The organism is Pedobacter sp. PLR, assembly GCF_026239675.1.
Taxonomy (GTDB): Bacteria; Bacteroidota; Bacteroidia; order Sphingobacteriales; family Sphingobacteriaceae; genus Pedobacter.
In genome coordinates this window covers 71,634-97,652 of the sequence record NZ_JAPIVQ010000001.1, presented here as the reverse complement: position 1 = coordinate 97,652, position 26,019 = coordinate 71,634, and the positions used below count along the sequence as shown (strand labels likewise).

The 26,019-nt window shown below is 40.7% G+C and carries 17 protein-coding genes and 1 tRNA gene; 15 read left to right on the top strand and 3 right to left on the bottom strand.

Features of this window, described 5'->3' with window-relative positions; all coding sequences use genetic code 11:
* Positions 1-280 precede the first annotated feature (280 nt).
* Together OQX61_RS00355 and OQX61_RS00350 are read left to right on the top strand one after the other, a co-directional pair.
* Entirely contained in the window at positions 281-1,090 is an 810-nt protein-coding gene (locus OQX61_RS00355) for a DUF2314 domain-containing protein (RefSeq protein ID WP_265839652.1), read from the top strand.
* Between the two features lie 85 nt (positions 1,091-1,175).
* Entirely contained in the window at positions 1,176-1,982 is an 807-nt protein-coding gene (locus tag OQX61_RS00350) for an ankyrin repeat domain-containing protein (RefSeq protein WP_265839651.1), read from the top strand.
* 120 nt (positions 1,983-2,102) lie between these two features.
* Here OQX61_RS00350 and OQX61_RS00345 read toward each other — a convergent pair.
* Positions 2,103-2,175: transfer RNA gene (locus tag OQX61_RS00345), tRNA-Lys, on the bottom strand.
* A gap of 547 nt (positions 2,176-2,722) precedes the next feature.
* Here OQX61_RS00345 and OQX61_RS00340 point away from each other — a divergent pair.
* The 5 genes from OQX61_RS00340 to OQX61_RS00320 all read left to right on the top strand — a co-directional run bounded on the left by OQX61_RS00340 (position 2,723) and on the right by OQX61_RS00320 (position 11,214).
* Entirely contained in the window at positions 2,723-4,285 is a 1,563-nt protein-coding gene (locus OQX61_RS00340; protein ID WP_265839650.1) for a glycerol-3-phosphate dehydrogenase/oxidase, read from the top strand.
* A 48-nt stretch (positions 4,286-4,333) separates the two neighbouring features.
* Entirely contained in the window at positions 4,334-5,836 is a 1,503-nt protein-coding gene (gene glpK / locus OQX61_RS00335; protein ID WP_265839649.1) for a glycerol kinase GlpK, read from the top strand.
* 40 nt (positions 5,837-5,876) lie between these two features.
* Complete coding sequence (locus tag OQX61_RS00330) at positions 5,877-6,314, top strand: tail fiber domain-containing protein (protein WP_265839648.1); 438 nt, start codon at positions 5,877-5,879, stop codon at positions 6,312-6,314.
* Between the two features lie 264 nt (positions 6,315-6,578).
* Positions 6,579-9,548 carry a TonB-dependent receptor gene (locus OQX61_RS00325; RefSeq protein WP_265839647.1) on the top strand — a complete coding sequence of 990 codons (2,970 nt, stop codon included), beginning with the start codon at positions 6,579-6,581 and terminating at the stop codon, positions 9,546-9,548.
* A gap of 31 nt (positions 9,549-9,579) precedes the next feature.
* Positions 9,580-11,214, top strand: a complete 1,635-nt coding sequence (locus tag OQX61_RS00320) for a RagB/SusD family nutrient uptake outer membrane protein (RefSeq protein ID WP_265839646.1) — start codon at positions 9,580-9,582, stop codon at positions 11,212-11,214.
* A gap of 117 nt (positions 11,215-11,331) precedes the next feature.
* On the opposite strand, the gene OQX61_RS00315 is transcribed toward OQX61_RS00320, so the two are convergent.
* Complete coding sequence (locus OQX61_RS00315; RefSeq protein WP_265839645.1) at positions 11,332-11,652, bottom strand: hypothetical protein; 321 nt, start codon at positions 11,650-11,652, stop codon at positions 11,332-11,334.
* Between the two features lie 337 nt (positions 11,653-11,989).
* Between OQX61_RS00315 and OQX61_RS00310 the strand changes: the two genes are divergently transcribed.
* The 7 genes from OQX61_RS00310 to OQX61_RS00280 all read left to right on the top strand — a co-directional run bounded on the left by OQX61_RS00310 (position 11,990) and on the right by OQX61_RS00280 (position 21,635).
* Complete coding sequence (locus tag OQX61_RS00310; RefSeq protein ID WP_265839644.1) at positions 11,990-15,181, top strand: TonB-dependent receptor; 3,192 nt, start codon at positions 11,990-11,992, stop codon at positions 15,179-15,181.
* 11 nt (positions 15,182-15,192) lie between these two features.
* Positions 15,193-16,962 (top strand): RagB/SusD family nutrient uptake outer membrane protein, encoded by a 1,770-nt coding sequence (locus OQX61_RS00305; RefSeq protein ID WP_265839643.1) that lies wholly within the window; start codon positions 15,193-15,195, stop codon positions 16,960-16,962.
* A 21-nt stretch (positions 16,963-16,983) separates the two neighbouring features.
* Entirely contained in the window at positions 16,984-17,691 is a 708-nt protein-coding gene (locus tag OQX61_RS00300) for a DUF3823 domain-containing protein (protein ID WP_265839642.1), read from the top strand.
* Between the two features lie 540 nt (positions 17,692-18,231).
* Positions 18,232-18,861, top strand: a complete 630-nt coding sequence (locus tag OQX61_RS00295) for a DUF6266 family protein (RefSeq protein WP_265839641.1) — start codon at positions 18,232-18,234, stop codon at positions 18,859-18,861.
* A 19-nt stretch (positions 18,862-18,880) separates the two neighbouring features.
* The gene (locus OQX61_RS00290; RefSeq protein ID WP_265839640.1) at positions 18,881-19,522 is read left to right on the top strand and encodes a DUF6266 family protein; all 642 of its coding nucleotides are present in this window, start codon (positions 18,881-18,883) and stop codon (positions 19,520-19,522) included.
* Between the two features lie 188 nt (positions 19,523-19,710).
* Positions 19,711-20,922 (top strand): erythromycin esterase family protein, encoded by a 1,212-nt coding sequence (locus OQX61_RS00285; protein WP_265839639.1) that lies wholly within the window; start codon positions 19,711-19,713, stop codon positions 20,920-20,922.
* Positions 20,913-21,635, top strand: a complete 723-nt coding sequence (locus OQX61_RS00280; RefSeq protein WP_265839638.1) for a hypothetical protein — start codon at positions 20,913-20,915, stop codon at positions 21,633-21,635. Before OQX61_RS00285 ends, OQX61_RS00280 begins: the two co-directional genes overlap by 10 nt.
* A gap of 6 nt (positions 21,636-21,641) precedes the next feature.
* Here the strand turns inward: OQX61_RS00280 and OQX61_RS00275 are convergent, their stop codons facing one another.
* The gene (locus OQX61_RS00275; protein ID WP_265839637.1) at positions 21,642-24,098 is read right to left on the bottom strand and encodes an outer membrane beta-barrel family protein; all 2,457 of its coding nucleotides are present in this window, start codon (positions 24,096-24,098) and stop codon (positions 21,642-21,644) included.
* 569 nt (positions 24,099-24,667) lie between these two features.
* On the opposite strand from OQX61_RS00275, the gene chrA reads away from it, so the two are divergent.
* Positions 24,668-25,972 (top strand): chromate efflux transporter, encoded by a 1,305-nt coding sequence (gene chrA, locus OQX61_RS00270; RefSeq protein ID WP_265839636.1) that lies wholly within the window; start codon positions 24,668-24,670, stop codon positions 25,970-25,972.
* Positions 25,973-26,019 lie beyond the last annotated feature (47 nt).

Genomic DNA, 26,019 nt, shown 5'->3' with positions numbered 1-26,019 from the left:
CATTAACCCCCATAACAATTGGTTCTGTCTGAAATGCTGCTTTTCCTAATGCAGAAAAGCAGGATAAATCCTTCTAAGCTCTGTATAGTCTCATAAACGGCACAGTCATTGCCACCATTATACTTTATACTAAAAAAATATTAATTTGCCTTCCTGCAAAATGCTTAATCATGGCATAAAGCCAGCAGGTTTTTATATCAATTTCGCAATTATAAAGATCATAAAAATTGTAAGAAAGCGCTCCACATCATCCAGGTAACAAAAGTAATAACAAGAATAAATGAAAGACACAGAGATATTTTATGCAGATGGGAACAGCCCCAAAATGATTGAAGCCTTTAAAAATGCCCAAAACACTTTTAAATATTTTTGGAGAGAATTATCCTGGGAATATAGAAGAATAGTTCCGGCACTTAATGTTGCTTGTGTGAAAATTGCATTTACTCAAGAAACAGACAAAAATAATGCACCAATTATTGAACATATGTGGATCAATGAAGTGGAATTTGAGGGTAATCATGTAAAAGGTGTTCTGATTAATAGTCCGCATGAATTAACCAATATTTCTAATGGAGATCTGGTTGATATTCCTTTAAATCATATTAGTGATTGGCTGTTTGCCATAGCTGAAAATAAACCAAAAGGAGGGCTTTCTAAACTGTTTTCTTCCACACCAAAACCAAAAGTTTATGGTGGGTTCACTATTCAGGCAATGCGTTCCGAGATGACAAATCAAGAACGAAAAGAGCATGACAATGCCTGGGGGCTAGATTTTGGAGATTATAATGAAGTGTTGCTGGTTAATGAACAAAAAGAAAAACCAGAGAATTTAATAGAACACCCAATGAGTAAAAACATGAGGGAGAAACTTTTTGAATTTCTTAAAGAAAACCCAAATGAAATAGTAAATGCTGATGAGCATGGTTTGACCTTATTACATAAAGAAGCAATAGCAGGAAACCTGACCTCCATTGAAGTCTTATTGTCTGTTGGTGCAGACAAAAATGAGAAGACAAAACAAGGAGAGATGGCATTGGACTTTGCGAAAAAAATGAATTGGGAACATATAATACCAGTACTGGAAAAATAAGCTTTTCTAAAAAGATAATTACCACCAACAGCGTGCTATGGGTCCTACTATTGACGGCCAAACATAGGATTTAATATTTAATGAAATGATCGAAAAAGGAGACTTGCATGAGGCTTGTTACAACCAAAACATAAAAGAAGTAAAACAGTTTTTGGTAGGTATTAAGCCGACTTTGCTTAATAAAAAACTTACCGACTATTCAAACTTAATTCAAGGAACACCCTTGCAAATTGTATGTAACAATGGTAATCTTGACATCGTAAAACTTTTAATTGAAGCAGGTGCAGACAAAGAAATTAAAGACGTTGGGAGACAATCACCTTTATCAATTGCTATTTCAAACAAACATGATGGCATTGCAAAATATCTTATAGAATCTGCTGCGGATATTCATTCTAAAGGACCAAATAACTTACAACCAATTCATTTTGCTTGTTCCTATGGGAATCGGGAAATCATTGAATTACTATTATCAAAAGGCATTGATATAAATTTGGTGGACAGCTTAAAAAGCTCTTTGCTGGACTTTACAACAAGCTTAGGTGGTGGGAATTTAGAGGCGACCAAAACGTTAGTTGAAAATGGAATTGACAATAAATATTTCGCAACGGCTTTTAAATGGGCTTGTTGGAGGAATAACCCGGAAATCGCAAAATACCTATTGGATTCTGGGGCAGCTTTTGAAGGCGAAACAACCTCAAAATCTGAATTGTTATTTTGGATTTGCGGACTGGGTTATACAGAAATTGTTAAAATTTTACTGGAGCTAAACGTAGATTTTAAAACAAAAGCAAAATTCAAAGGTAAAATGTTGTCTTATGATGGTAGTCCTTTAGATCGAGCTGTTGAGACAAATCAAACAGAAGTTATAAAACTTATAGCTGCCGGGTAACTTCTAAAGCGATGAAAAAAACGGGTACCCAACATTTGGCATTGATCCGAATTGGTGCAGGTTTTGGTGCCCTGTAAAAGTAAAAAGGCCGTTAATCATACGATTAAAGGCCTTTTTCTGTGATCCCGCTGGGATTCGAACCCAGGACCACTACATTAAAAGTGTAATGCTCTACCAGCTGAGCTACGGAATCATTTATGTTCCCTTGTTTCGGGAGTGCAAAGATAGAAATTTTCCTTTAATCCGTATACTCTCTGCCTAAAAAAATGAACTATAATTAAATAAATTTCGTAACACATTGAAATACAGCTGAAATATTTTTACAAAAAAAGACCAATTGTTTCTGTCAGGAGCCGGGATGAGGCTTCTTTGCAGTACAAGCAAGGATTAACCAGGAGATACTTATCAGAATTAGCGGAAAAATGTCTGCTTTCATTCCCTTTCAAGCCTACCCAACAAATGTGTTGGGAAATTATTTACCAGAAATAGCTGCCTGTGTCAAACAAATTGGCGCTCTTCTTCATTATCCTCTTGACCAATATTACAGTTTATGCCTGGCTGGCTTGACCAATTGTGTAAAGCCCGGGTAATTTTTTATGCATTTTGTTCAATTCTATGTAATTAAACAAATCCTGCCCGAAAAAAACAAGATAATAATTTGGAATTTAAACGATAAAAAGACAAATTTGTGAAAGAAAACGAAACTAATTGAAAGTTTCATTTTGTTAAAAGCTTCTACTATGGACAGACTTAAATTGATACAAAATTTAGCAACCGGCGAAAAATGGGACGTAGTCATCATTGGCGGGGGAGCTACAGGTTTGGGTATTGCAATGGACGCGGCTACACGTGGTTATAAAACTTTATTAGTGGAACAGGCGGATTTTGCCAAAGGAACATCCAGTAAGGCGACCAAGTTAGTGCATGGCGGCGTTCGTTATATGGCGCAGGGCGATCTCGGCCTCGTGCGCGAAGCATGTCATGAAAGAGGGCTTTTACTGAAAAATGCACCTCACCTGACAAAAAATGAAACATTTGTGATTCCGAATTACTCTTGGTTCGACAATGTGAAATACACCATAGGACTGAAATTCTATGACCTTTTAGCGGGTAAATTAAGCCTTGGTTCTTCAAAATATATCAATAAAGAAAAAACTATCGCCGCATTACCTTCTATTAAAAGAGAAGGATTGAAAGGTGGTGTAGTTTACCATGACGGGCAGTTTGATGATACCCGACTGGCATTAAACATCGCGCAGACGGCTATCGAAAACGGTGCCACCGTGTTAAACTACATGAAAGTAGAAGGTTTACTTAAAGACAGCAATAAAAAAGTAAACGGCGTAAAAGTGAAAGATATAGAAACCGGTCAGACTTATGATGTATTTGGAAAGGTAGTCATCAATGCAACCGGTGTATATGTAGATAATATCCTGCAAATGGATAAACCTGAAGCACCGCATATGGTACGCCCAAGTCAGGGAGTACACATTACGCTCGACCGTTCTTTCATGGAAGGTGATAATGCCTTGATGATTCCTGAAACTGACGATGGAAGGGTGCTATTTGCCGTGCCATGGCATGATAAGCTAATTGTAGGAACAACCGATACTTTAAGAGATCACCCGGAACTAGAGCCTCAGGCATTAGATCAGGAGATCGAATTCATCCTTTCTACAGCAGCTAAATACTTTAGAAAAAAACCAACCCGTGCAGATGTACTGGCTGTTTTTGCTGGCTTACGCCCATTGGCAGCCCCAAAACAGGAGGGATCAAAAACTAAGGAAATTTCCAGAAGTCATAAAATCATCGTTTCAGATTCAGCAATGATCACGATTACCGGTGGTAAATGGACTACCTTCAGAAGGATGGCGCAGGATACCGTAGATAAAGCAATTGAAAAGGGATATCTACCGGCAAAACCATGTAAAACCGAACAACTTCATATTCATGGCTATGTTGCCGCACCTGATAAATCAGATCCGCTTCATTTTTATGGAACTGACCTTGAAGGTATTCAGAACCTGATTAAGGAAAATCCTTCCCTTCAGGAAAGACTTGTTTCAGCATATCCATATACGAAAGCAATGGTGGTATGGGCAGTTAGAAATGAATATGCCCGTAAGGTAGAAGATGTGGTAGGCCGTCGTTTCAGGTTGCTATTCCTGGATGTAAAGGCTGCAATTGAAGCTGCACCAGAAGTTGCCAGGATTATTGCCGAAGAGCTGAAACGCGATCAGGTATGGGTAGAAAAGGAAGTCGAAGATTTCAAAAAACTGGCTAAAACTTATACCATATTCTAAGCCCGGTACAAACTAATTAAAATTTTAAACTCTAAATATTCATATAAAATGGAGCCAGACCAAAAATTCATTCTAGCCCTCGATCAGGGAACAACGAGTTCCCGAGCCATTATCTTTAATCATGATGGAGAGATCGTTGCTGTAGCGCAGAAACCATTTGAGCAATTCTTTCCGCAACCAGGCTGGGTAGAACATGATGCAAATGAAATCTGGTACTCGCAATCTTCTGTCGCGGCCGAAGTAATTGCTAAATCTGATTTAAACGGATTGAATATCGCTGCAATCGGAATCACCAATCAAAGGGAAACTACGATTGTGTGGGATAAAGAAACCGGAATTCCAGTATATAACGCCATCGTTTGGCAAGACAGACGTACTTCAAAATATTGCGATGAGCTTAAAGAACAAGGATGGACAGATAAGATAAAGGAAAAAACCGGCCTTGTCATTGATGCTTATTTCTCCGGAACAAAGGTGAAATGGATCCTGGACAACGTTAAAGGAGTAAGGGAAAGAGCAGAACGCGGAGAACTTTGTTTTGGTACGGTAGACAGTTGGTTGGTCTGGAAATTTACCCGTGGTGCAATGCACATTACCGATGTTTCCAATGCCAGCAGAACTTTGATGTTCAACATCAATACCATGGAATGGGATAAAGAATTATTGGAATTGCTAACTATTCCAGAAAGCATGTTACCGGAAGTCAGACAAAGTTCTGAAGTATACGGAAATACGGTGACCACGCTTTTCGCCTCTAAAATTCCTATTGCAGGAATTGCGGGAGATCAGCAGGCTGCATTATTCGGTCAGATGTGTGTAGACGAAGGTATGACTAAAAACACCTATGGTACGGGTTGTTTTATGTTGATGAATACCGGTCATAAACCTGTATTCTCAAAAAACAACTTATTGACTACCGTAGCCTGGAAAATCAATGATAAAGTAACTTATGCTTTAGAAGGCAGTGTTTTTGTGGGAGGAGCAGCGATTCAATGGTTGCGTGATGGTCTTGGAATCATCAGGACTTCCGCAGAAAGTGAAACCTTGTCCGCTTCGGTGAAAGACAATGGTGGTGTTTATTTCGTGCCTGCCCTTACTGGTTTAGGTGCCCCTTACTGGGATCAATATGCACGTGGTGCGATATTTGGTATTACCAGAGGAACCACTGCAGCGCACATCGCACGTGCGGCATTGGAAGGTATCGCTTTCCAGGTGCATGATCTTTTGAAAAGTATGGAATCTGATTCCGGAAAGAAATCTACAGAATTAAGAGTAGATGGAGGAGCAGTAGAAAATAATGCATTAATGCAGTTTCAGGCTGATATCTTTGGCAGCAATGTAGTCAGACCTAAAATCCTGGAAACTACAGCCCTTGGTGCAGCTTATCTTGCAGGTCTTGCTGTTGGCTATTGGAGTAGCGTAGAGGAGATCAAAAAACAATGGAATGTAGAGAAGAAATTTGAGCCTTCTATGGAAAAAGATCAGGCTAAAAACTACCTTCACTACTGGAAAAAAGCAGTAGAAAGATCAAGAAATTGGTCTGAAGAATAAGAAGAATAATAACGTGAATTTTTAATAAATATTTAAAATCATGAAACGTCAAATGTTAATGAAAACGGCTGCATTAGGACTTGTTTTAACAGTCTGTGCAATGAGTGTGAGCGCACAAAAAATCAATGAAAAAGAACTGAAAGTTAATGTAGACAAGATTGCTAATTCAACACAACAGTTGAAGAATCTTGAGCCGGTTACCTTTCAGTACGATACTAAAAAGTTCAATTATCTGGAGCTTCCGGCAGGAGCCCAATATGGTTTTCTGGTGAGCAATGTGCTCCCTGAATTTCCGCAAATGGTAGCCGAAGTTTCTAAGCAATATAATGCTGGGAAAAATGATTCTAAAGTGGTGAAATATAGTGAAGTCCAGACGGAAAGCCTGATCCCTGTATTGGTAGCCGCCATCAAAGAACAACAGGTACAGATTGACCTTTTAAAGAAAGAATTAGATCTTTTGAAAGAGAAATCAAAGTAGTTTTTTATAGTTTCAAGAGAAAAGGGCCGTCTTCATGATGGCCTTTTTTAGTTTAAACCAATCTCATCTGCTCGCTTTTGTAAAACGAAGTGTGCCGCCTAAGACACTGATAGTTAGTCTTGATGGTCTGAATTCCCCTTAGTGTATTCTGTTTCACTGGTTTCGGGAACGATTGCACAGTTTTTTATCCTCCGTTTTAAATTTTGGTGTTTGATTCTTTGTAGACTTGTTTAAGGACGAAAGAAATTAACCTAACCAAATATAATGAGCAAATTCTATTTAACACTGGCCGTGCTGTGTCTTTTATGCAGTTCACTGTACGCCCAGGACCGCAAAATTTCGGGCCAGGTATCCGATTCCAAAACCGGGGAAACATTGATCGGCGTGAGCGTCCAGGTCAGGGGAAGTACCCGCGGGACAAGCACCGACGCCAATGGAAAATTTAGTTTAAGTATTCCTGCAAACGTTTCCAATCCCATTCTCCTGCTAAACTATGTCGGCTTTCAAAAACAGGAAGTCAGTGTAGGTGCACAGACAAACCTCAATATTAAATTAACGCCCGAACAAAATGACCTGAATGAAGTCGTGGTGGTGGGCTATGGCACGGTGAAAAAGCGGGACCTGACGGGTTCAGTCGTTTCCGTTAAAGGCGATGAAATCGCAAAAGTTCCTTCCGCCAATCCACTGGAATCAATTCAGGGAAAAGTTCCCGGTGTAGACATTACCAGAAGTTCTGGATCTGCTTCTTCGGGAGTAAATATCAATATTCGTGGAACCCGCTCTATTTCTGCCGGAAACGGACCACTTATCATTGTAGATGGGGTGCAATATTCCAGTATTCAGGATTTAAACCCCAACGATATTGCTTCTATGGACATCCTGAAAGACGCTTCCTCGACCGCAATTTATGGATCAAGAGGGGCGAACGGTGTTATCCTGATCACCACTAAGAAAGGAATCAGCGGAGAAGCAACCATCTCTTTAAATTCTTATTACGGGATTTCTAAAGTGTCGAGGTATCCTTCTGTAATGGATGCCGGGCAATATATCGCACTGAAAAGAGAGGCAAACCGGACTACAGGAAACTGGAAAACTCCGGCAGATGATGCTTCGATTTTCAACACCGCAGAATACTCAGCCATTCAAAATAATCAGTTTCTGGATTATCAGGACTTGCTTTTCCATGATGGCCATCAGCAGGACCACCAAATCGGAGTACGTGCAGGAACAGAAAAAACAAAGGTTTACTTCTCTTTAGACTACATGAATGAAAAAGGTGTGTTGAAGAAAGACAAGTCGGATCGCTATTCTGCGCGTTTAAACGTAGACCAATCTATCGGGAAAATGTTTGCCACCGGATTACAGGCTCAGTTTACCCATTATGAGCAGGAAAACCGTAGAGATCCCCTAAATCAAGCAAATAAAGTAGCGCCTTTAGGAACAATTTATGATGATGCAGGACAATTCATGTTTTACCCGCTTTTTGGAACGTTTGTAAATCCACTGGCGGATGAGCAACCAGATATTTATACCAGCGAGTCGGTGATTAACCGTACGATTTTGTCGGCATACATGGAGTTGAAACCATTGGAAGGGCTGGTTTTTCGCTCTAACCTTGGCGCAAACTTAAACATGGAACGCATCGGTACTTATGCGGATCGTTATTCTCTGGACCGTAATGGTTCCAATCCCAAAGCAACTTATGGTGCTTCTAACGGGCATTTGATCAATATTGAAAACTTTGTGACTTACAACAAGCAGATCAAAGATCATGCTTTTACCTTAACTGGTATCAACAGTTTACTGTTCAACAGAGGGGACAATGTGAACGCTTCCGGTGAAAACCAATTGCTAAAATCTCAGCTGTTTTACGGCCTGGGCAACACCGTCAATCAGGCGGTAACTACTTCTTATACGATGAACAACCTGGTTTCCTTTGCCGGGCGCTTAAACTATGCTTTCAAAGGAAAATACCTGCTTACCCTGACCGGACGTACGGATGGTTCTTCAAAACTAGCAGCGGGCAATAAATGGGCTTTCTTCCCTTCGGGGGCTGTCGCATGGAGAATAAGCGATGAAGCGTTTTTGAAAGACAATGAAGTAATCAGTGACCTGAAATTAAAATACAGTTACGGGATTGCAGGAAGTGACAACATCAGTCCTTATTCCACAGAAAGCACCTTGTCGAAAATTGCATTTGCTTATGATGATGCTGCGGCACCAGCCTATACTTATTCGCCAAGAACAGGGAATACCCAGCTGACCTGGGAAAAAACCAAGACCAGCGATATCGGATTGGAAATCTCCTTCCTGAAAAACAGAATCTCTGCAACTGTCGATTATTATGACTCTAAAACCTATGATTTACTCCTGAACAGAAGCTTACCGACCTCCACAGGTTTGAGCAGCGTGATTCAGAATGTCGCTAAAACCGGCAACAGAGGACTGGAAATCTACGTGTCATCTAAAAATATCATCAGCGAAAACTTTCAATGGACTACCGCATTGAGCTTTAGCAGAAATAAGGAGCGCATCATCGAATTGGCTGGTGGCGCTCAGGCAGACGTACAGAATGCCTGGTTTGTAGGTTCTCCGATTCAATCTTATTACGACTATGAAAAGATAGGTATCTGGCAGGCTGACGAAGCTGCGGAAGCCACAAAATACGGACAAAAACCTGGCGATATCAAGGTGAGTGATCTGAATGGTGACGGTAAAATTGACGGTACCAACGACCGTAAAATATTAGGCACCAACCGTCCTGATTGGAGTGGCGGACTGGAGAATACGTTCACTTATAAAGCATGGGACTTAAACGTGTATCTCTATGCAAGAATGGGGCAGATGATATACGCGGATTTCCTACGCCGCTATGATCCACAGGGTGTAAACAACAGCTCCACGATCATCGATTACTGGACTCCTGAAAATGCAACAAACGCGTATCCGAGACCAAATAAGAATACTTCTCTTGCTTCCACCTTGTATTCTACGAGTCTGGGCTATGAAGATGGTTCTTTCCTGAGAATCAGGAATATTACCCTCGGTTACACCATTCCAAAACTGACGCTTGAAAAGAGCTTTGTGAAAAGTCTGAGGTTCTATGCAACCGCTAGAAACCCTTTTACTTACACCAAATCAAAACTGTTAAAGGAATATGATCCGGAAAGAGGCGGGTCGGAAGGCGCACCAATGACGAAACTCTGGACGTTTGGCCTGAATGCCAGCTTTTAAACGGAATTATTATCAACAAACAAGATAGATCATGAAAAATCATATAATTAAAGGATTATTAATTTTTAGCGGACTGGCGGCCTTGTCGTCTTGTAAAAAGATGCTAAATGAAGAGAACCTTTCCGGGATCACTGCGGAAAGTGTATACACGACGCCGGCAGGTTTTGAAACCTTAGTGAATGCAGCGTATTCTTATCAGCGATGGTGGTATGGAAAAGAAGAAGGGTATGGGATGGCCGAAATGGGGACCGACCTCTGGATGAGTGGTGCGGGAGATGTGACCACAGATTTAACGCAATACATCAATCTGCAGGGCACAAATGTTGCAGTCACCACAGAATGGCAGCAGCTGTATACCGCCGTAAATTTATGTAATGCAGGGATCAATAAGATTGCTGGTGCAGGTCTGGATCCCGCTACAAAGGCCATCAGAGAAGGAGAGCTTAAATTCCTCCGCGCTTTTTACAACTGGCACATCGTAGAATCCTGGGGTGGTGTACATTTTACCCTTGATGAAACTAAAGGAGTAACGACTACGGCCAATAAAACCCCGGTAGAGACCTTCAATAAACAGATTATTGAGGATTTATTGTTCGCCGTGACCAATCTGCCGCCAACTACCAAAGATTATGGCAGGGCTACAAAACCTGCGGCGCAGGCATTGCTGGCAAGGATGTACCTGACGCAAAAGAAATATAAAGAAGCCAAAGAAATGGCGTTGAATGTGATCGACGGCGGCTATGGTTTCTCGCTTTTACCTGCTTACGGAGACCTATGGAAAATGGCGAATCTGAAAAATAAAGAGGTGATTTACGCCGTAAATTATTCTACAAATCTATCTTTAAATGACCTTGCTGACCCCATCTTAAACCCTCTGGGGCATAGCAGGGGCAGTAACAGCAGTCACATGTTGTTCGCCATGAAATACGACGATCAGCCGGGAATGTTGCGCGATATCATCAACGGAAGGCCTTTTGACCGCTATATGCCGACCCGTTTTTTACTGGATCTGTTTAGTGATGATGATGCCCGTTATGAAGGCTCGTTTAAAACGGTATGGTATGCCAACGGGACTACCAGACCTGCCGGAATGAAAGTAGGGGATACCGCTATTTTTGCCACAAAAAAAGTGTTTGCCCCGACCGGTAAATTGTACAAAATCTACGACCGTAATGCCGTTTATAATGCGGATGGGACCGTAAAAGATCAGTTGCATTATGTGACTTTGAATAAGTTTGATGATCCTACCAGAAGTAGTATCAATGAGGCGCAAAGTGCCCGCGATGTTTTCGTAATCCGCCTTGCGGAATTATACCTGATTGCCGCAGAAGCGTCCTTGCAGTTGCAAAATCCAGACGATGCGGCTAAATATATCAATGTGCTCAGAACCAGAGCTGCAAAAGCGGGTAAGATTGCTGCGATGCAGGTTTCCGCAGGACAAATGACACTGGACTTTATCCTCGATGAACGTGGAAGGGAATTTGCCGGCGAACAGATCCGGTGGTTCGACCTGAAAAGAACAGGAAAACTTTTGGAGCGTGTAAAAGCGTACAACCCAAACGCATTGAACATCAAAGATTTTAATCTGCTGAAACCAATCCCAAGAACACAAATCGATGCAGTAAGTAATAAAGGGGAATTTGGTCAGAATACAGGCTATCAATAACCGAATGCTCAACAATGGCCGTCTTCCGAAAAGAAAACGGCCATTGTTGTTTTCGTAATATCCTTAAACAAACAAACCCCGGATTTCTCCGGGGCTTGCCTTATACTTTGAAACCAATTAGTTGGTCTGTTTTGTAATCTGAATGGTTTTATCCATAATACGTACAATCGTATCTCTATATAGAAGGAAGTTTGCCTGACGAGCTTCATCAGTTTCACTTTCTTTCACAGCGTTTCTAGCGCCTTTTAGTTCCTGTAATTCATTAGTATATAACTCCATGAACAATTCAGGTTCCTTATTTTTAAGAATTCTGATTGTATGCGAGTATTTTTCATGGCTGTCAACGAGAATAGCGAAGTTTTTCTCATTATAAATATCCAGACCAACAATTTTTCCTGATAGCTTCTCCAGCTTTCCTCTTTCTTTTGCGTAACCCATAATTGCCACGAATATACCAGTTTTGTGGAATATTATTATTTTTTATCTTATTTCTCCTTTCATTGTCCATATCAAACGTTTGCGTGGCCTATTTAAATACATAGAGAATAATTTTACATCAATTAAGAATAAAACTTCCAATTAATTGATTTAGCTATATCAATTGAGGTTTTTTCTTAGTTGAGACTTAGTAGTCTTGCCGCTAGTATTTTGAGCTTAGCGCAAACGGTTGTGTGCCCTAATTCTTTTGAGCAGATGGAATAACATATACCTTGGTTCTGATGAAAATGCTTAAAATTTAAGTGTTAAATCGATAAACTAACCAAACTTTATTTCTATGAAGAGAAAATTACCCATCTTAAAGGGTACTGCATTGTTGATCGCGATGCAGTTAATAAATCAGCAGGGCTACGCTGATTTTCATGCGACTAAACCACCCGGTTTTTCCCTCTTAAAAACACCACAAAAAAACAAAAATTTTACTTTTGCAATGGTACAGGGGGTCGTTAAAGACATCAAAGGGCAGCCATTACCGGGCGTTTCCGTATCGGTGAAAAATAAGTCAGGCAACGGAACCAGTACTGATGGCAACGGAGCTTTCAAGCTAAACACCACATCAGGTGATGTTTTGGTATTTACGATGGTAGGATACGTCAGCAAAGAAGTACCTGTTGGAGAGAAAACTACTATAAACGTGACCCTGGCCGAAGAAAACAACGAGCTTGGCGAAGTGGTCGTAGTAGGTTATGGCACACAGAAAAAAGTATCCGTTACCGGATCTGTAGCCACGATAAAAGGTAAAGAGCTGGTGAAATCGCCTGTGGCAAACATCAGCAATGCGCTTGTAGGACGTTTACCCGGCCTTAGAGCAACACAACGAAGCGGAGAACCAGGACAGGATGCCAGCGGAATCGACATCAGGGGATTAGGAAATGCCCTTGTGATCGTGGATGGTGTACCTTCAGACTTTTCGCAGTTAGATCCTAATGAGATTGAAAGTTTTACCATCCTGAAGGATGCTTCGGCAGCCGTATATGGCGTACGTGCCGCTAACGGCGTAGTACTGGTGACCACCAAAAAGGGAACACCAGGTAAGACGAACATCAATTACAGCACTTATCAGGGAATTCAGCGGATTGCTACTTATCCGGAACTGGCAAACGCAGCTTTATTCTCAGAATTGTCTAATGAAGCGGCAGTCAACACCTGGATCAAAAACAACAATCCAAATACTCCGTTATCTTTGCCTTTTTCCAGGGAAATAGTAGAGAAATATAAAACCGGTGAGCTGCCAAGCACCGATTGGTTTGGCGCATCAATCCGTAAAAATGCACCACAATCTTACCATAACGTCAATGTAGATGGTGGAACAGAAGAGGTGAAATACTTTTTTAACATCGGATATTTAAACCAGGGTGGTATCTGGAAAAGCGAGGATACCAATTTTAAACGCTACAATTTCCGTAGTAATATCAATGCTAAAATTGGTAAAAACCTGACTGCTGAGTTGAATCTTGGTGGTCGACTGGAAGATCGTTCCTATCCGGGAATAGGTGCAGGGACGTTGATCGGCGGTATTCAAAGGTCATTCCCAACCTTCCCGATCTATGCAAATAACAATACGAATTATTTTGCACCACCCAACAATGCACACCAGAACACGGTGTTCCTGATGGATAAAGACAACTCTGGTTATGCCACCGACAAAAAGAAATTCTTTTCAGGAATTTTCTCTCTGGTGTATGATATTCCATTTATAGAAGGTTTAAGTGCTAAAGGGATGTACTCTTATCAGAATGAAGACCAGGATGTTAAGAATTATACCAGGAAATACAACCTTTACAAATATGATGCAGCAACGGATAAGTATAATGTTGCTTACGTAGGTAATGATCCGAATAGGTTGTATCTAGGTACTGCTCAGAATGATAAACAGGTGTTTCAGTTTCAATTGAACTATAAGAAAACAATCGGAACAAAGCATAACTTATCTGCATTGGCATTGTTTGAAAGTCAGGAAAACATCCTGTCGAATTTCCAGGCTTCACGTGAATTCCTGTTGGATAACATCGATGAACTATTTGCCGGAGTTGCACAAAATCAAAGCAACGGTGGTTCTTCTGCACAAATCGCGAGATTAGGTTATGTAGGTAAAGTGAATTACGATTATGCCGGTAAATATTTAATGGAGTTTGGTTTCAGATATGATGGTACTTATAAATTTGCGCCATCTGAGCGTTATGGTTTCTTCCCGAATGTATCCGCAGGATGGAGAATCAGTGAAGAACCATTTATGAAACAATTTAAGGCCATTGACAACCTGAAAATCCGCGCCTCATGGGGTAAAGTAGGAGATGATGGAGGTGATGATCCAGGCATTGGCAGTAACTACATCTTTCCATTCCAGTATTTAACAGGGTTTAACTATCCAAACGGCAATTACCTGTTTGGTACCAGTCTGATTCCCGGATTATCGGATAAAGGTCTTGCTAATCCATTGCTAACCTGGTTTAATTCTACTACCATGAACTTTGGGGTTGATATCTCCTTATGGAACGGGTTGTTAAGTGCAGAAATGGATGTCTTTTACCGTAAAAGAACAGGCTTGCTGGCTTACAGGACATTAAGTCTGCCGAATACTTTCGGTGCTACTTTGCCACAGGAAAACCTTAACGGAGACAATACCCGTGGTTTTGAGCTTTTGGTATCACATAAAAATACCGTTGGCGACTGGCAATATAAGGTTTCTCCAAACGTATCTTTCACACGTACAAAAAATGGATACCTGGAAAGAGCACCTTCTACGAATTCATTGCTCAACTGGAAAAACAATGGTAGCGACCGATGGAATAACCTATATCGTGGTTATGTAGCTAGCGGTCAATTCCAGTCGCAGGAAGAAATTAACAATGCACCTGTACAGGATGAAAAAGGAAATCAAACCTTATTGCCTGGAGATATCCGTTATGAGGATATCAATGGCGATGGTATTATCGATGATTCAGATGTCACCATTATTGGAAGAGGTACTACACCAGAAATTTTCTATGGTCTGGACGTTAGTGTAGCCTATAAAGGTTTCGATTTCTCTCTGCTATTCCAGGGAGCCACTAATTTTAACGCCTATTTTGACGGGGAATTACAGAACCCAATGTTTAACAATGCCAATACCTATGCGATGTTTGAAGATCGCTGGCACAGGGCTGATATTTACGACCCTAATAGTGCATGGATTCCAGGGAAATATCCTTCTACCATCATTTCAGGAAGTACTAATAATCAGAAAAATTCTACTTTCTGGCTTAAAGATGCGACTTATATCAGGTTGAAAAACTTTGATTTAGGTTACACCTTTAACAAAGAATTAACGGAAAAAATAGGAATTCGCAGAGCGAGGATATACATCTCCGGACAAAACGTGTTTACTGCGGATAAGATCAAATACATGGATCCTGAAGCGCCAACCGGACGCGGTTCTTATTACCCTCAACAAAAAGTATGGACAATGGGCGTAAATATTGGCCTTTAATTGACTGAATAATGAAAAAGATAATATATTATGGCCTGCTTTCCGTATTGGCAACAGGTACTGTATCCTGTAAAAAGGATTTTTTAAACAGACAACCAAAGAACCTGGTTTCAGGAGCGGAAGCTTATGGAAGTTTGAGTGGTATTGAAGCGCTTACCGTTACCCTTTACAATGATTTGCAAACGGAAGACCTGAATACTACGGTCAATAATGAAGCCGGATATGCTTCTACCAGTACCGATGAAGCCGTTCGTTCTTATCCATGGGGTGATATCAACAATTCGGTGGTTGGCAATTGGTATGGTGGCTGGGACTACACACGCATTAGACGTGTCAATGATTTTATCGAGAAATTGCCGGGAGCGATGATCACTGATGATCAGAAAAAACGCTTTAATGCAGAAGGTAAATTTATTCGTGCATTTCATTACTTTGCATTGGTAAAACGTTATGGTGGAGTTCCTTTGGTGACTAAGGTTCAGCAGTACACACCTGGTGATAATACCGCATCCTTAGAAGTGCAACGTTCCAAAGAACAGGAGATTTACGATTTTATCGCCAAAGAACTGGATGAAGCAATTGTGGATCTGCCGGAGTCTTATGATGCGGCAAATGCCAGTCGTGTTACTAAATATGGCGCATTGGCATTAAAGTCCAGAGCGATGTTATATGCAGCTTCAAGCGCAAAATATGCAACGGTACAGCTGAATGGCCTGGTAGGGATTCCAGCTGGTTTAGCAAATGCCTACTGGCAAAAAGCAATGGACGCTGCGGAGCTGATCATGGCCTCGAGCAAGTTCTCTCTTTATAAGGGCGATGCGGATAAAGCGACCAATTTTCAGAAACTATTCTTAAACGCACCTGCTACTGAGGCGATCTTTACCAAGACTTTTCAGTCGCCGGATAAAGCGCATAGTTTTGACTTTTACAATGCGCCACAAAGTTTCCGTGTAGATTATGGAAATGCAACAAATCCTACACTGGAAATGGTGGAAGAATTTGAATATACTGATGGTACTGCGGGTACACTAAAAGTGTTGGACGGATCAGGAAACCCTATCGTTTACAATAAGCCAACCGACTTATTCAAAGATAAAGACCCGAGGATGTTTGCCACAATTCTTACTCCGTTTGATGCCTGGCAAGGTGGAGTGGTAGAAATTCGCCGCGGTGTAATTGATAATGGGGTTAAATATACTTCTGAAGTTTTGAGTGACGGATATCCACAGCCAAAATCTGAATTTAAAAGGGTAGGTAAAGATGGTCCGTTGACGACTAACGACCCGACTAAAACTGGTTTTTACATCAAGAAGTTTATGGATCCTGTAAACAGGGTACAATATGAACGCTCTACAACGCCATGGATGGTGTTTAGATTCGGGGAAGTTTTATTGAACTATGCAGAAGCTGCCTTCGAACTGGGTAAAACTCCGGAAGCGATAACGGCCTTAAACCTAATCAGAGAACGCGCAGGAATTGCAACAGTTAGTGTCGTAAGCCTGGAGAAAATCAGACATGAAAGAAAAGTAGAACTTGCTTTTGAAAATCACCGTGTCTGGGATTTACGCAGGTGGAGAACAGCGACAACGGTATTGAACAATACTCAGTTTCATGCTTTATACCCATGGATCATGTGGGAAGCAAACGGAGATCCTAAAACGATGAAATATACGTTTGAAAAAGCACTGGCACCGAAAAATTCGAGGACTTTTCCGGAGAAATTATACTATGAGCCAGTACCACAAGGAGCGCCTACTTACATTCAAAATCCTTTGTATTAACAGCGTATTAAAGAAAAACCAATGAGAAAACAATTTATATACTTTTCTTTCGCGGCAGCAGTATTTTGTGCCGCCTGTAAGAAGGACAATTATAAAGCACCCGATGCCGGAATTTCCGGAAACATTGTGGATGCTTTAACAGGGAGAAATGTACCGCAACAAACCTTAAACGGTGCGAAAATTCGTTTGTATCAAACGGGTTATAAGAATCCTCAGCCAATCAATTCTTCGATTAAGCCGGATGGAAGTTATGCCAATACTTTCATCTTTAGCGGGAATTATAAGGTGGTAGCAGAAGGACCATTCTTCTACACAGATACCCTTTCTTTGAATATTAATGGAAATGTTCAGGCAGACCTTAAAGTTACACCATACCTGGAAGTAGGGTGTGAGCTGGTGTCCAAAACATCAACCTCAATTACAGTGAGGGTTAAAACGAACCGTGCGGCCGGAAATACCCAGAAAATCGCCAGAGTAGCAGTGGTTGCAGGAACTACAGCTAGTGTGGATATCAATAACTATTATAATGTTGATGGTACAAAAAATGGACTTGTAGTGGTTAATACTGAAGCAATTTCCGATGCGACGGTGGAAGCTGAAACGTATGAATTTACACTGGCGAAGTTAAAGCCGGGAACCTTGTACTATGTGAGAGGTGGAGCGCGTACCCTGAATAACGGTAATTTTTATAATTATGCGGGAATGATGCAAATCAGCACAAACCCATAGTTTTAAAGTGTTTTTTGTGAAACCCCGGCCATTGGCCGGGGTTTTTTGTTATAATCTATTCGTGCTTTTAAAGTATTGAGGTTTTAGAGGCTCGTTGTTGTGCATAGAGATATTTAAGATCGAGTTGGTGTAGAAATCCGGGTTGATGAAGGATTGATGACGGATTGTTAAAGATGCGGAGTAGAAATGATTAAGGGTACCCCTTCAGCACTCCTTTATTGACTCCTCGTCAGCCCTTCGTCAAAGAGCAACACCATAAAAGTCCTGTATCAACTACTCCTGATTTTTGTTGACTGAAATTCCGAAGAATTTTTGTTGATTATCAAGGTTTTTTAAGTAATAGTCTCTTTTTTTTTGATCATTCAAGGGGAATCGAGCGGCAGTTTCCGGCAGTTGAGCGGCAATTTCCGGAAATCTCCGGCAATTTTGGTAAATCTGGAGGTAAAGTTGGGTAATTTCAGGTAAAATAGGGTGGTCAACTGGACAGTTGAATTCCCTATAGGTATATTCGATTTATTATTAACCTTTAAATTATTAATTATGGCAACTTCAAAAGATAGGCTCCCAACAGGGAAATTAGGCAGGACAGTCTCCTACATGTTAAATGGAAAAATGGTAACGCGCTCAATTGGAGTCAGTGTTAAAAAACGCAGTAAATTACAATTGGCAGTGATGCAAAAAACGAAGGTGACTTCCAAATTTTTAAATCCGGTTATGCCGTACATCAAAATTGGTTATGAGGTTATAGCAAAGCTCAATAAAGAACATCCGCAAAATCCGGCCTTTGTTTACCATTGGAAAAATGCTTTAAAAGGGGAGTATCCTGATATTAAAGTCGACTTCGAAAAGGTAAGGCTAACTAAGGGGGTGTTGCCAAAACCGGAAGCAGTTCTTATTTCATTGGTGGAAAAAGGAGTGAGTTTTAGCTGGAATCCAGAAATTGATGAGGAATGCTCACATTGGACTGACCAGGTGATGATGCTGGCTTATTTTCCGGAATCTATGACTGCACAATTTGTGACCGCAGGAGCAAACCGGCATGTCGGCAGTGATCTGCTCTATTTAACCTACGAAAAGAAAAATGCTTTAATGGAATTATACCTCTCCTTTATTTCCAGTAGCAGGCAATCTATCTCCAACAGCGTTTATGCAGGTCAATTGTATTGGTAATTATATTAAATATTGAAATATGGGAAGTTATAATCCAGGGGCATTCGGTAGCTTCAGAGGTAAAGTAGGGCAGGTTGTTGCCACGAAATGGAAGGGCAAAGATGTAGTTAAAAATCTGCCCCAAAAAACGACTAAAAAAGCAAGTGCCGCGCAATTAGCGCATCGCAGGCGGTTTGAGTTTTTAAACCGCTTTTTGGGTCAGTTTTCTGATTTGATAAGTATTGGATACCGTACGGCTGGTAACCGGGTTATTCCAATGAATTTAGCCTGCGCTTATCATTTGAAAAATGCAGTGATTGGCGTGTATCCTGACTGTCAAATCGACTACAGCAGACTAAAGCTTAGTTTCCATAAAGGAATAGATGCAGTGGTTAAACCAGAATTATCCATACAGGAAGGGGAGATGCTAACGCTGAGCTGGCAGATGCCAAGGTTTAGAAGTATCAATACCAGAGCAGATGATCGGGCTTATATTCTTGTTTACAATTCCGAAAAGGACCGCTGTGTAAAACATGAAGGGCCTCAACGATCTGATCTGACAACCAATATCCCGATACCTGAATCCTATATTGGCGATCCTTTGCATTGCTGGATTTTCTTTGTGTCTTTAGATGGAAAACTTGCTGCGGAGACGCAGTTTGTAGGAACATTGAATTTTTGAAAGAAATACTAGAATTAATTCTAGATTAGAGGTATGTTATCGGTGCTTTTATACTTTTAAAATCTATCCAGGTTTTAAAGGTATAAAAGATGCCGGACTGGTTTGTTGTTTCGGGTGTGTTAAATAAGGTTAAAATTGTTCGCTTGACGCGCATGAATAATAACTTTAGTTAAAATAACCGCTATCTCATGAAATCCTTTAAAATTCACCGGTTCCTCCTTGTCTTTTTTGCGATATGGATGCCCTTCCAGTTATTTTCGCAACAGCAAAACACGCAAATTGTCAACAGTTTAAACAACCTGATCCGGCCAATTGAAACATTCAAGGCAGACAGTAGCTTTGCTGACCTTGATTTTCTAAAGGAAACTTTAAAAGGAAAAGAATTGATTTCCCTTGGGGAGGTTACTCATGGGACTGCTGAAGTTTTTAAATATAAAGACCGGTTGGTTCGGTTTTTAGTAACCAATATGGGTTATAAAGCCATCGCTTTTGAAAGCGATTACCTGTCTGTCGAAAATATAGACGATTATATCAATGGAAAGACGGACAGTTTAGTTTTTCTATCCGGCACACCGTTAATCAGCAACAACAGCCCGATGTTAGCCTGGTTAAGAAAGCATAATCAGGACAGACCAGAGGCAGATAAAGTTCATGTTTATGGCCTGGAAGTAAGGAGTTTTCCTAACATCATTAACAAAATTCTCGCTGTAAATCCATCTATCGAAGCCGCAGATAAAATGTTACTGGAAAAGGTTAAAGGTAAAGACTATCAAAAGATAGAAAAGGAAGAAATCAATGCAATGAAAGTTACGTTGAACAATCTGGAAAAAATTGAAGGTGATGCCTCAGATAAGATTTATATCACCTTACTTCAACAACTGGTCAATCGCTATTACGAAACTAAAATCGGAGCGAGGGACCAGTATATGGCTACAAATGCAATTTTTTTGAAAGAACGGGCAAAGGATCAGCAGCTGATTTTATGGGCTCATAACGGACATATTGCGAAGGATGAATTGTATGGAGTTCCTGCAATGGGCACTTTGCTCGACAAAAAATACGGTGCTAAGTATTTTGCAATTGCTACAGATTTCAATCAGGGTGAAGCTTATGTCTATGTAGCTAAGAACAAGCCGGTTTTGGGATTTCAGGCGCATTACTTTCCTGAGGTCGATTCAGACAAAGGATATGAATATTTTTTTAAGCAATGTAAGTTCAGGAACTTTATAATTGAGGTGTCCAATGCTTTGAAGGATCCGGTTTTAAATGAATTTTTAATTCAGCCACGTGAAATGAGAATGATAGGCGGAACAAGTACCCCGGTCAATAAAAAATTGTCTATTGCTAAAAACTTTGATATGGTAGTGTTTTTTGAGAAAACAAGCAGTCAATGGAAATAAAAATAAAAATCAGTTCAGGTAGGCTCCTTGCTTTTTTAGCAATTAATTTTTTATTTAGCGCGTCTTTGTTTGCGCAGGAAATTAAGGGAACTGTAGCCGATTGGCAGACTCGTGAGCTTCAGGAATACGTAGAGGTATTCAATCTCAACAACCATCAGAAAGCAGTCACGGATAAAAAAGGGGAGTTTAAGATTCCGGCAGCTATAAACCATGTCCTTATCTTTATTCAGCCGGGATATAAGCCGGACACCTTGTTTCTGATCAGTTTAAAGCCTGTTAAACGATACCTCCAACACAACAGATACGATTTAAGTACAGTGGAGATTAAAGGAAGGACTTTTGATCCGGGAGCTGAATATCCTGATGCTTTCCGCGAAGCAAAGGCTTTTAATACTGGGGTTAACCGTCCGCTGGCATTCAGTCCTTTCCGTTTTTTTAGTAAAAAGGGGAAATCCGGCAGGAAATTTAAACGCAGAATGGAACTGGAGCTGGTCGAAAGAAAAGTCGATCAACGTTTCAATAATGCAGCCGTAAAGGCGATATGTCCATTAAACGGAGCGGAATTAGACTGCTTTATGGTGTTGTACCGGCCGGCTTTCAAAGATTTGGAACGTCTGGATATTGCCGGTCTTAAGTTGTATATCATGGATGCGTATAAAGAATTTAAGCAGCTCCCCGAAGAAAAAAGAAAGCTGCCATCTTTAAGATGGTAAGGCTTATTAATTCCCTGACTTTACCCTGTTCTGTTCCAATTCAGAACTGTTGGATCTTTCTCTGGCCGGTTTAATAACCGTGCTTCCAAAGTTATAGTTAAAGGTTAACCTGAAAATCCTGCTTTCCTGCTTCTGAGAAAGCCGGTAATCCTGTAACGGAATTGCACTGTTAATTTTGATCTCTCTGGTGTTGAACACATCATTAATGGCGAATTTTAGATTGGCGCGTTCACTGGCAAAAGATTTGCTGATGCCCAGGTCTATTCCATAGATTGGTTTTGCAATATAAGTGCCGTACGCTTGTCCGGAGGTGTAATTGGCCGCTAATTCTGCATTCAGGGTTTTGTTGATCAGGAAGGTTTGTGTGGTGTTCAGGATAAAGGTTGTTTTGCCGTTTTTGAAAGGAGCACCCATCAGTTCCGGAGATGAAAAACGACTGTAATAGAGCGTCACATCGTTATTGGTACTCCACCAATTTGTCAGGACCACAGGCCTGTTGATGTTAAAGCTGATGGTGCTTCTGGAAGCCAGATTTTGCTCATATAATAAGAGCGTTTTTTTTATGGTATCCGTCAGCAGGGTGGTTGCAATCACATCTTTGGTTTTGGTATAGGCAAGCGCAAAGTTTGTTTTCTTTTGATAACCATAAGTCAACTCTAAGGCATTTGCATATTCCGGTTTGAGTGCGGGATTGCCCTGAGATAAAGTGTATAAATCCGCATAATAAATAAATGGGTTCAGCGACTGGTAGCCCGGCCGGTCAATTCTCCTGCTATAAGAAAAGCCCAGGTCATGGTCTTTTGATAAGCTGTGATTGATGGCGAAGTTTGGGAAGAAATCCAGGTAACTGCGTTTTAATAGGTTTTGTAAAGTGATGGAATTTCCTTCAGAATGTGTGAGTTCTGTGCGTAATCCGATTTGTACATTCGTGCCTCCTTCAAACGTTTTATGAAGTGCTGCATAGGCCGCATTGATAGACTCTTTGTAAGTAAATCTATTGCTTTTTGTGGGGTCGTTTATCCAGCTGTTGTCCTGTAATTCTGCCGATTGGAAGTCGTTATCGGTGTTTACATAGCTGCTTTTCAGGCCGGTTTCCAGTTTTAGTTCAGGATTAAATGGATAGGCGTAATCTAGTTTTGCAGCGAAGATATTGATTTTTGCAGGGGTCGAATTCCGAAAAATCAAAGGGCTTTTGAATGCGGTTCCATTAGCATCGGTAAATTGACTCTGGTAAGTCGTTTGCTCCGTGTTTTTGATCCTTGAATAGTCTATGTCTGCATTGAATTCCTGTCCTGAGGTGTCTAGTACAGCTTTGTAGTTTAAGTTATAGCTCTGATTCCGGAAAGTGCTTTTGCCAGGATTGTCGCCAAGTACTGTAGAATCGGTTGTCCCTGGATGAGCTCCGATTTTGGTCAGGATAAGATCTGTGGTTTTGTTATTGTTGACATAACCACTGGCCATAAACCCAATGATCTGATGGTCGTTTAAATAGTAGTCGATCCCCGCTTTGTAGGTGTTGTTTCTTTTGAAATAATTCTGTTTGGCTTCCTGATCGAAATAGGTCAGCGATTCCTGAGCTTTCGTACTTCTTTTGACAAACAGATCTTCATATTCTTTGTTATTGCCGTAATTGTAATTCCCGAAAATATTTACTTTTTTACTGCGGTGGTTGAGGCTGATGCCAACGTCTGATTTATAAAAGGTACCGTAACCTCCGCCAATCTGAAAGTTGCCATTGGTGCCATAACTGCTGTTTTTTTTCAGGTTGATGTTGATGATTCCTCCGGTTCCTGCGGCATCATATTTAGCTGTAGGATTGGAAATGATTTCTATATTCTGAATGGAACTTCCAGGGGTAGCGCGAAGCAGGTGGCTGAGTTGGGCTGTTGATAGATAGGTTAGCTTGCCATCAATCATGATGTTGACGCCCGCTTTTCCTCTTAAACTGAAATTACCTTCATTGTCTGCGGTAACACCAGGCGCTTTTGAGAGTATTTCCATGGCTGTATTCCCTGATGCGATGGTGCTGCTGGCAACATTCAGAATTACTTTCCCGTTTTTCCTTTCTATCAATGGTTTTTTAGCGAAAATCGTCACCGCATTTAGCTGTTTTGTTTCCGGCTGCATCGCAATATTTGTAATGGTGATCATTTGATGGCTTGTGTTTACTAAAAAAGGGCCATGGAATTTCTTTTGATAACCCATTGATTCTACCTCAATCAAATAACTGCCTTCCAGAGCTTTTAAAAAGTTGAACTCACCTTGCTCATTCGTTAATGTTCCGGTCACAAGTGCACTGTCCTTCGATTGATATAAATTAACCAAAGCATAGATTAATTCCTGTTGATTTTCATCAAGGACTTTTCCTTTGATCTGGTAAGCCGGAGCTTTGGTTTGTGCATGTAGCGTAGCACTGCCCAATAAGAGGAGGGATATCAATAAATGTTTATGGAGCGTAATCATCAAGGTTTGGTTTTGGTAGGCTTGCAGGGCTAAATTACCAGGATGGATATTCTTTATTTTTAATTTAACATAGTTTAACAAGAATTGATTTGATAATAAGGTGTTTATCTTGATTTACTTAAAGAGATTTTACTTACGAGATCTTCGTTCCTGTTTAAAACCGAATCAGTTTTTTATAACTGTATTTTCCTGCTTCTTGTATTTCAGCAATTCTCTTTTAGGAAAGGTAAAAACAGGAGTTGGAACTAAGGTTAAATCCGGCGGCGCTTTAAATAGTTCTAAGACTCTGATGCTCTGCCCGCAACCCCCGATATAAAAACGCTGGTGTTCTGTGCTTAAAAAGCCTTATTCCGGCCTTAAATCGCAACTAAAAATACATCATAAATACCTTTGGTGGTCCATTGTTTTTGCCTAATTTCACGTCAGAAACAAGAAATAACTAACAAAACTGCGGCTAATTCCGGACGACAGCCGTTCAGTTTGATTTTTTTAAACCTGCATAATTTTAGCAATTGATTTAACATCCCCCATACGGGGAAGGGCATTGCTATGGGCAGAAAAAACACCACATGACAGAAAAACCCTTATTCAAGGACGCATTAAAATTTTGGTTTATATTAGGATGGATTAGCTTCGGCGGGACTGTCGGGCACATTAATATCATGCATGAGTTCCTGGTGGAGCGAAAAAAATGGATCAGTGACAGCCGTTTCTTTCATGCATTAAATCTTTGTATGTTATTGCCCGGACCGGAAGCACAACAACTGGCCATTTATATGGGCAGACAGCTTCATGGGAGGAAGGGAGGTTTAGCAGCAGGAATACTTTTTGTCCTGCCCGCCATGTTTATCCTTCTTTTATTGAGTGTATGCTATGTTTACTTCGGAAATCAACTCTGGATGTTTGCCATGTTTGATGGCTTCAAACCTGCTGTGATCTCCATGATTATAGTGGCCTTGCTGGGAATCGGAAAAAAAGCACTCCGTACACGTTATCATGTTGTCATCGCCACAATCGCTTTTTCCTGCATCTTCTTTTTCAATATTTCTATGGTGTTTATCATTCTTGGAACTATCGGATTGGCAATAGTATTCAATTATTTATGGCCTGATTTAATTCATCAGGAGCATAGCAAAAAGAATCAGGTTGTGGTACAGGAAAATGAATACTATTTCAACAAGGATTCTGTTGCTGCGGGAACGGGCACCACCTGGAAAGGTTCAGGAATACAAATCCTGGTTTTTATGCTACTCTGGCTGATGCCTACCGTCGCTCTATATTATTTTACCAGTGATTTTGCCTTTTGGCGGGAGCTGACCTTCTTTTTCTCTAAAACCGCCTTCCTGACCATCGGGGGGTCGTATACGGTATTGCCATACGTGGCGCAATACGCCGTTACTAAACTCCATTGGCTGAGTAAAATGCAGATGATCGATGGTTTTGCTCTGGCTGAAAGTACCCCGGGGCCACTAATTATTGTGGTTGCTTTTGTGGGATTTATGGCCGCATACAATCATTTTGATGCCTCCATTTCCATGGGTATTCTGGGCTTGCTGCTAACCACCTTTCACACTTTTCTACCTTCATTTTTATTCATATTTGTTGGAGGCCCAATCATCGAAAAGGCGCATGGAAATCAGAAAATCACCAATGTGCTGAGCTTCGTTACTGCTGCGGTGGTCGGGGTTATTCTTAACCTGACTTTATTCCTGGGAAAAGATATTGTTTTTCCCGGAGGAGTCGGATTTCAAAACATGGATATAGCGGCCATCATCTGGATTATTATCACCCTGATCTTAATGAAGAAATATAAAATGAATGAGCTGTATATTATTGGGATTAGTCTGGTGTTTGGCTTGTGGCATTATGGTTAGATTATCTGCTCTTTTTAGGGGGGCCGACCAGGCTATAAATTAGAATT

Bases quoted from the DNA above. Each gene is read 5' to 3' on its own strand.
- OQX61_RS00340 (WP_265839650.1), top strand. From the start codon at position 2,723: ATGGACAGACTTAAATTGATACAAAATTTAGCAACCGGCGAAAAATGG.
- OQX61_RS00350 (WP_265839651.1), top strand. From the start codon at position 1,176: ATGATCGAAAAAGGAGACTTGCATGAGGCTTGTTACAACCAAAACATA.
- OQX61_RS00355 (WP_265839652.1), top strand. From the start codon at position 281: ATGAAAGACACAGAGATATTTTATGCAGATGGGAACAGCCCCAAAATG.
- OQX61_RS00295 (WP_265839641.1), top strand. From the start codon at position 18,232: ATGGCAACTTCAAAAGATAGGCTCCCAACAGGGAAATTAGGCAGGACA.
- OQX61_RS00280 (WP_265839638.1), top strand. From the start codon at position 20,913: ATGGAAATAAAAATAAAAATCAGTTCAGGTAGGCTCCTTGCTTTTTTA.
- OQX61_RS00320 (WP_265839646.1), top strand. From the start codon at position 9,580: ATGAAAAATCATATAATTAAAGGATTATTAATTTTTAGCGGACTGGCG.
- OQX61_RS00285 (WP_265839639.1), top strand. From the start codon at position 19,711: ATGAAATCCTTTAAAATTCACCGGTTCCTCCTTGTCTTTTTTGCGATA.
- OQX61_RS00305 (WP_265839643.1), top strand. From the start codon at position 15,193: ATGAAAAAGATAATATATTATGGCCTGCTTTCCGTATTGGCAACAGGT.
- OQX61_RS00290 (WP_265839640.1), top strand. From the start codon at position 18,881: ATGGGAAGTTATAATCCAGGGGCATTCGGTAGCTTCAGAGGTAAAGTA.
- OQX61_RS00310 (WP_265839644.1), top strand. From the start codon at position 11,990: ATGAAGAGAAAATTACCCATCTTAAAGGGTACTGCATTGTTGATCGCG.
- OQX61_RS00300 (WP_265839642.1), top strand. From the start codon at position 16,984: ATGAGAAAACAATTTATATACTTTTCTTTCGCGGCAGCAGTATTTTGT.
- OQX61_RS00330 (WP_265839648.1), top strand. From the start codon at position 5,877: ATGAAACGTCAAATGTTAATGAAAACGGCTGCATTAGGACTTGTTTTA.
- OQX61_RS00315 (WP_265839645.1), bottom strand. From the start codon at position 11,652: ATGGGTTACGCAAAAGAAAGAGGAAAGCTGGAGAAGCTATCAGGAAAA.
- chrA (WP_265839636.1), top strand. From the start codon at position 24,668: ATGACAGAAAAACCCTTATTCAAGGACGCATTAAAATTTTGGTTTATA.
- OQX61_RS00275 (WP_265839637.1), bottom strand. From the start codon at position 24,098: ATGATTACGCTCCATAAACATTTATTGATATCCCTCCTCTTATTGGGC.
- OQX61_RS00325 (WP_265839647.1), top strand. From the start codon at position 6,579: ATGAGCAAATTCTATTTAACACTGGCCGTGCTGTGTCTTTTATGCAGT.
- glpK (WP_265839649.1), top strand. From the start codon at position 4,334: ATGGAGCCAGACCAAAAATTCATTCTAGCCCTCGATCAGGGAACAACG.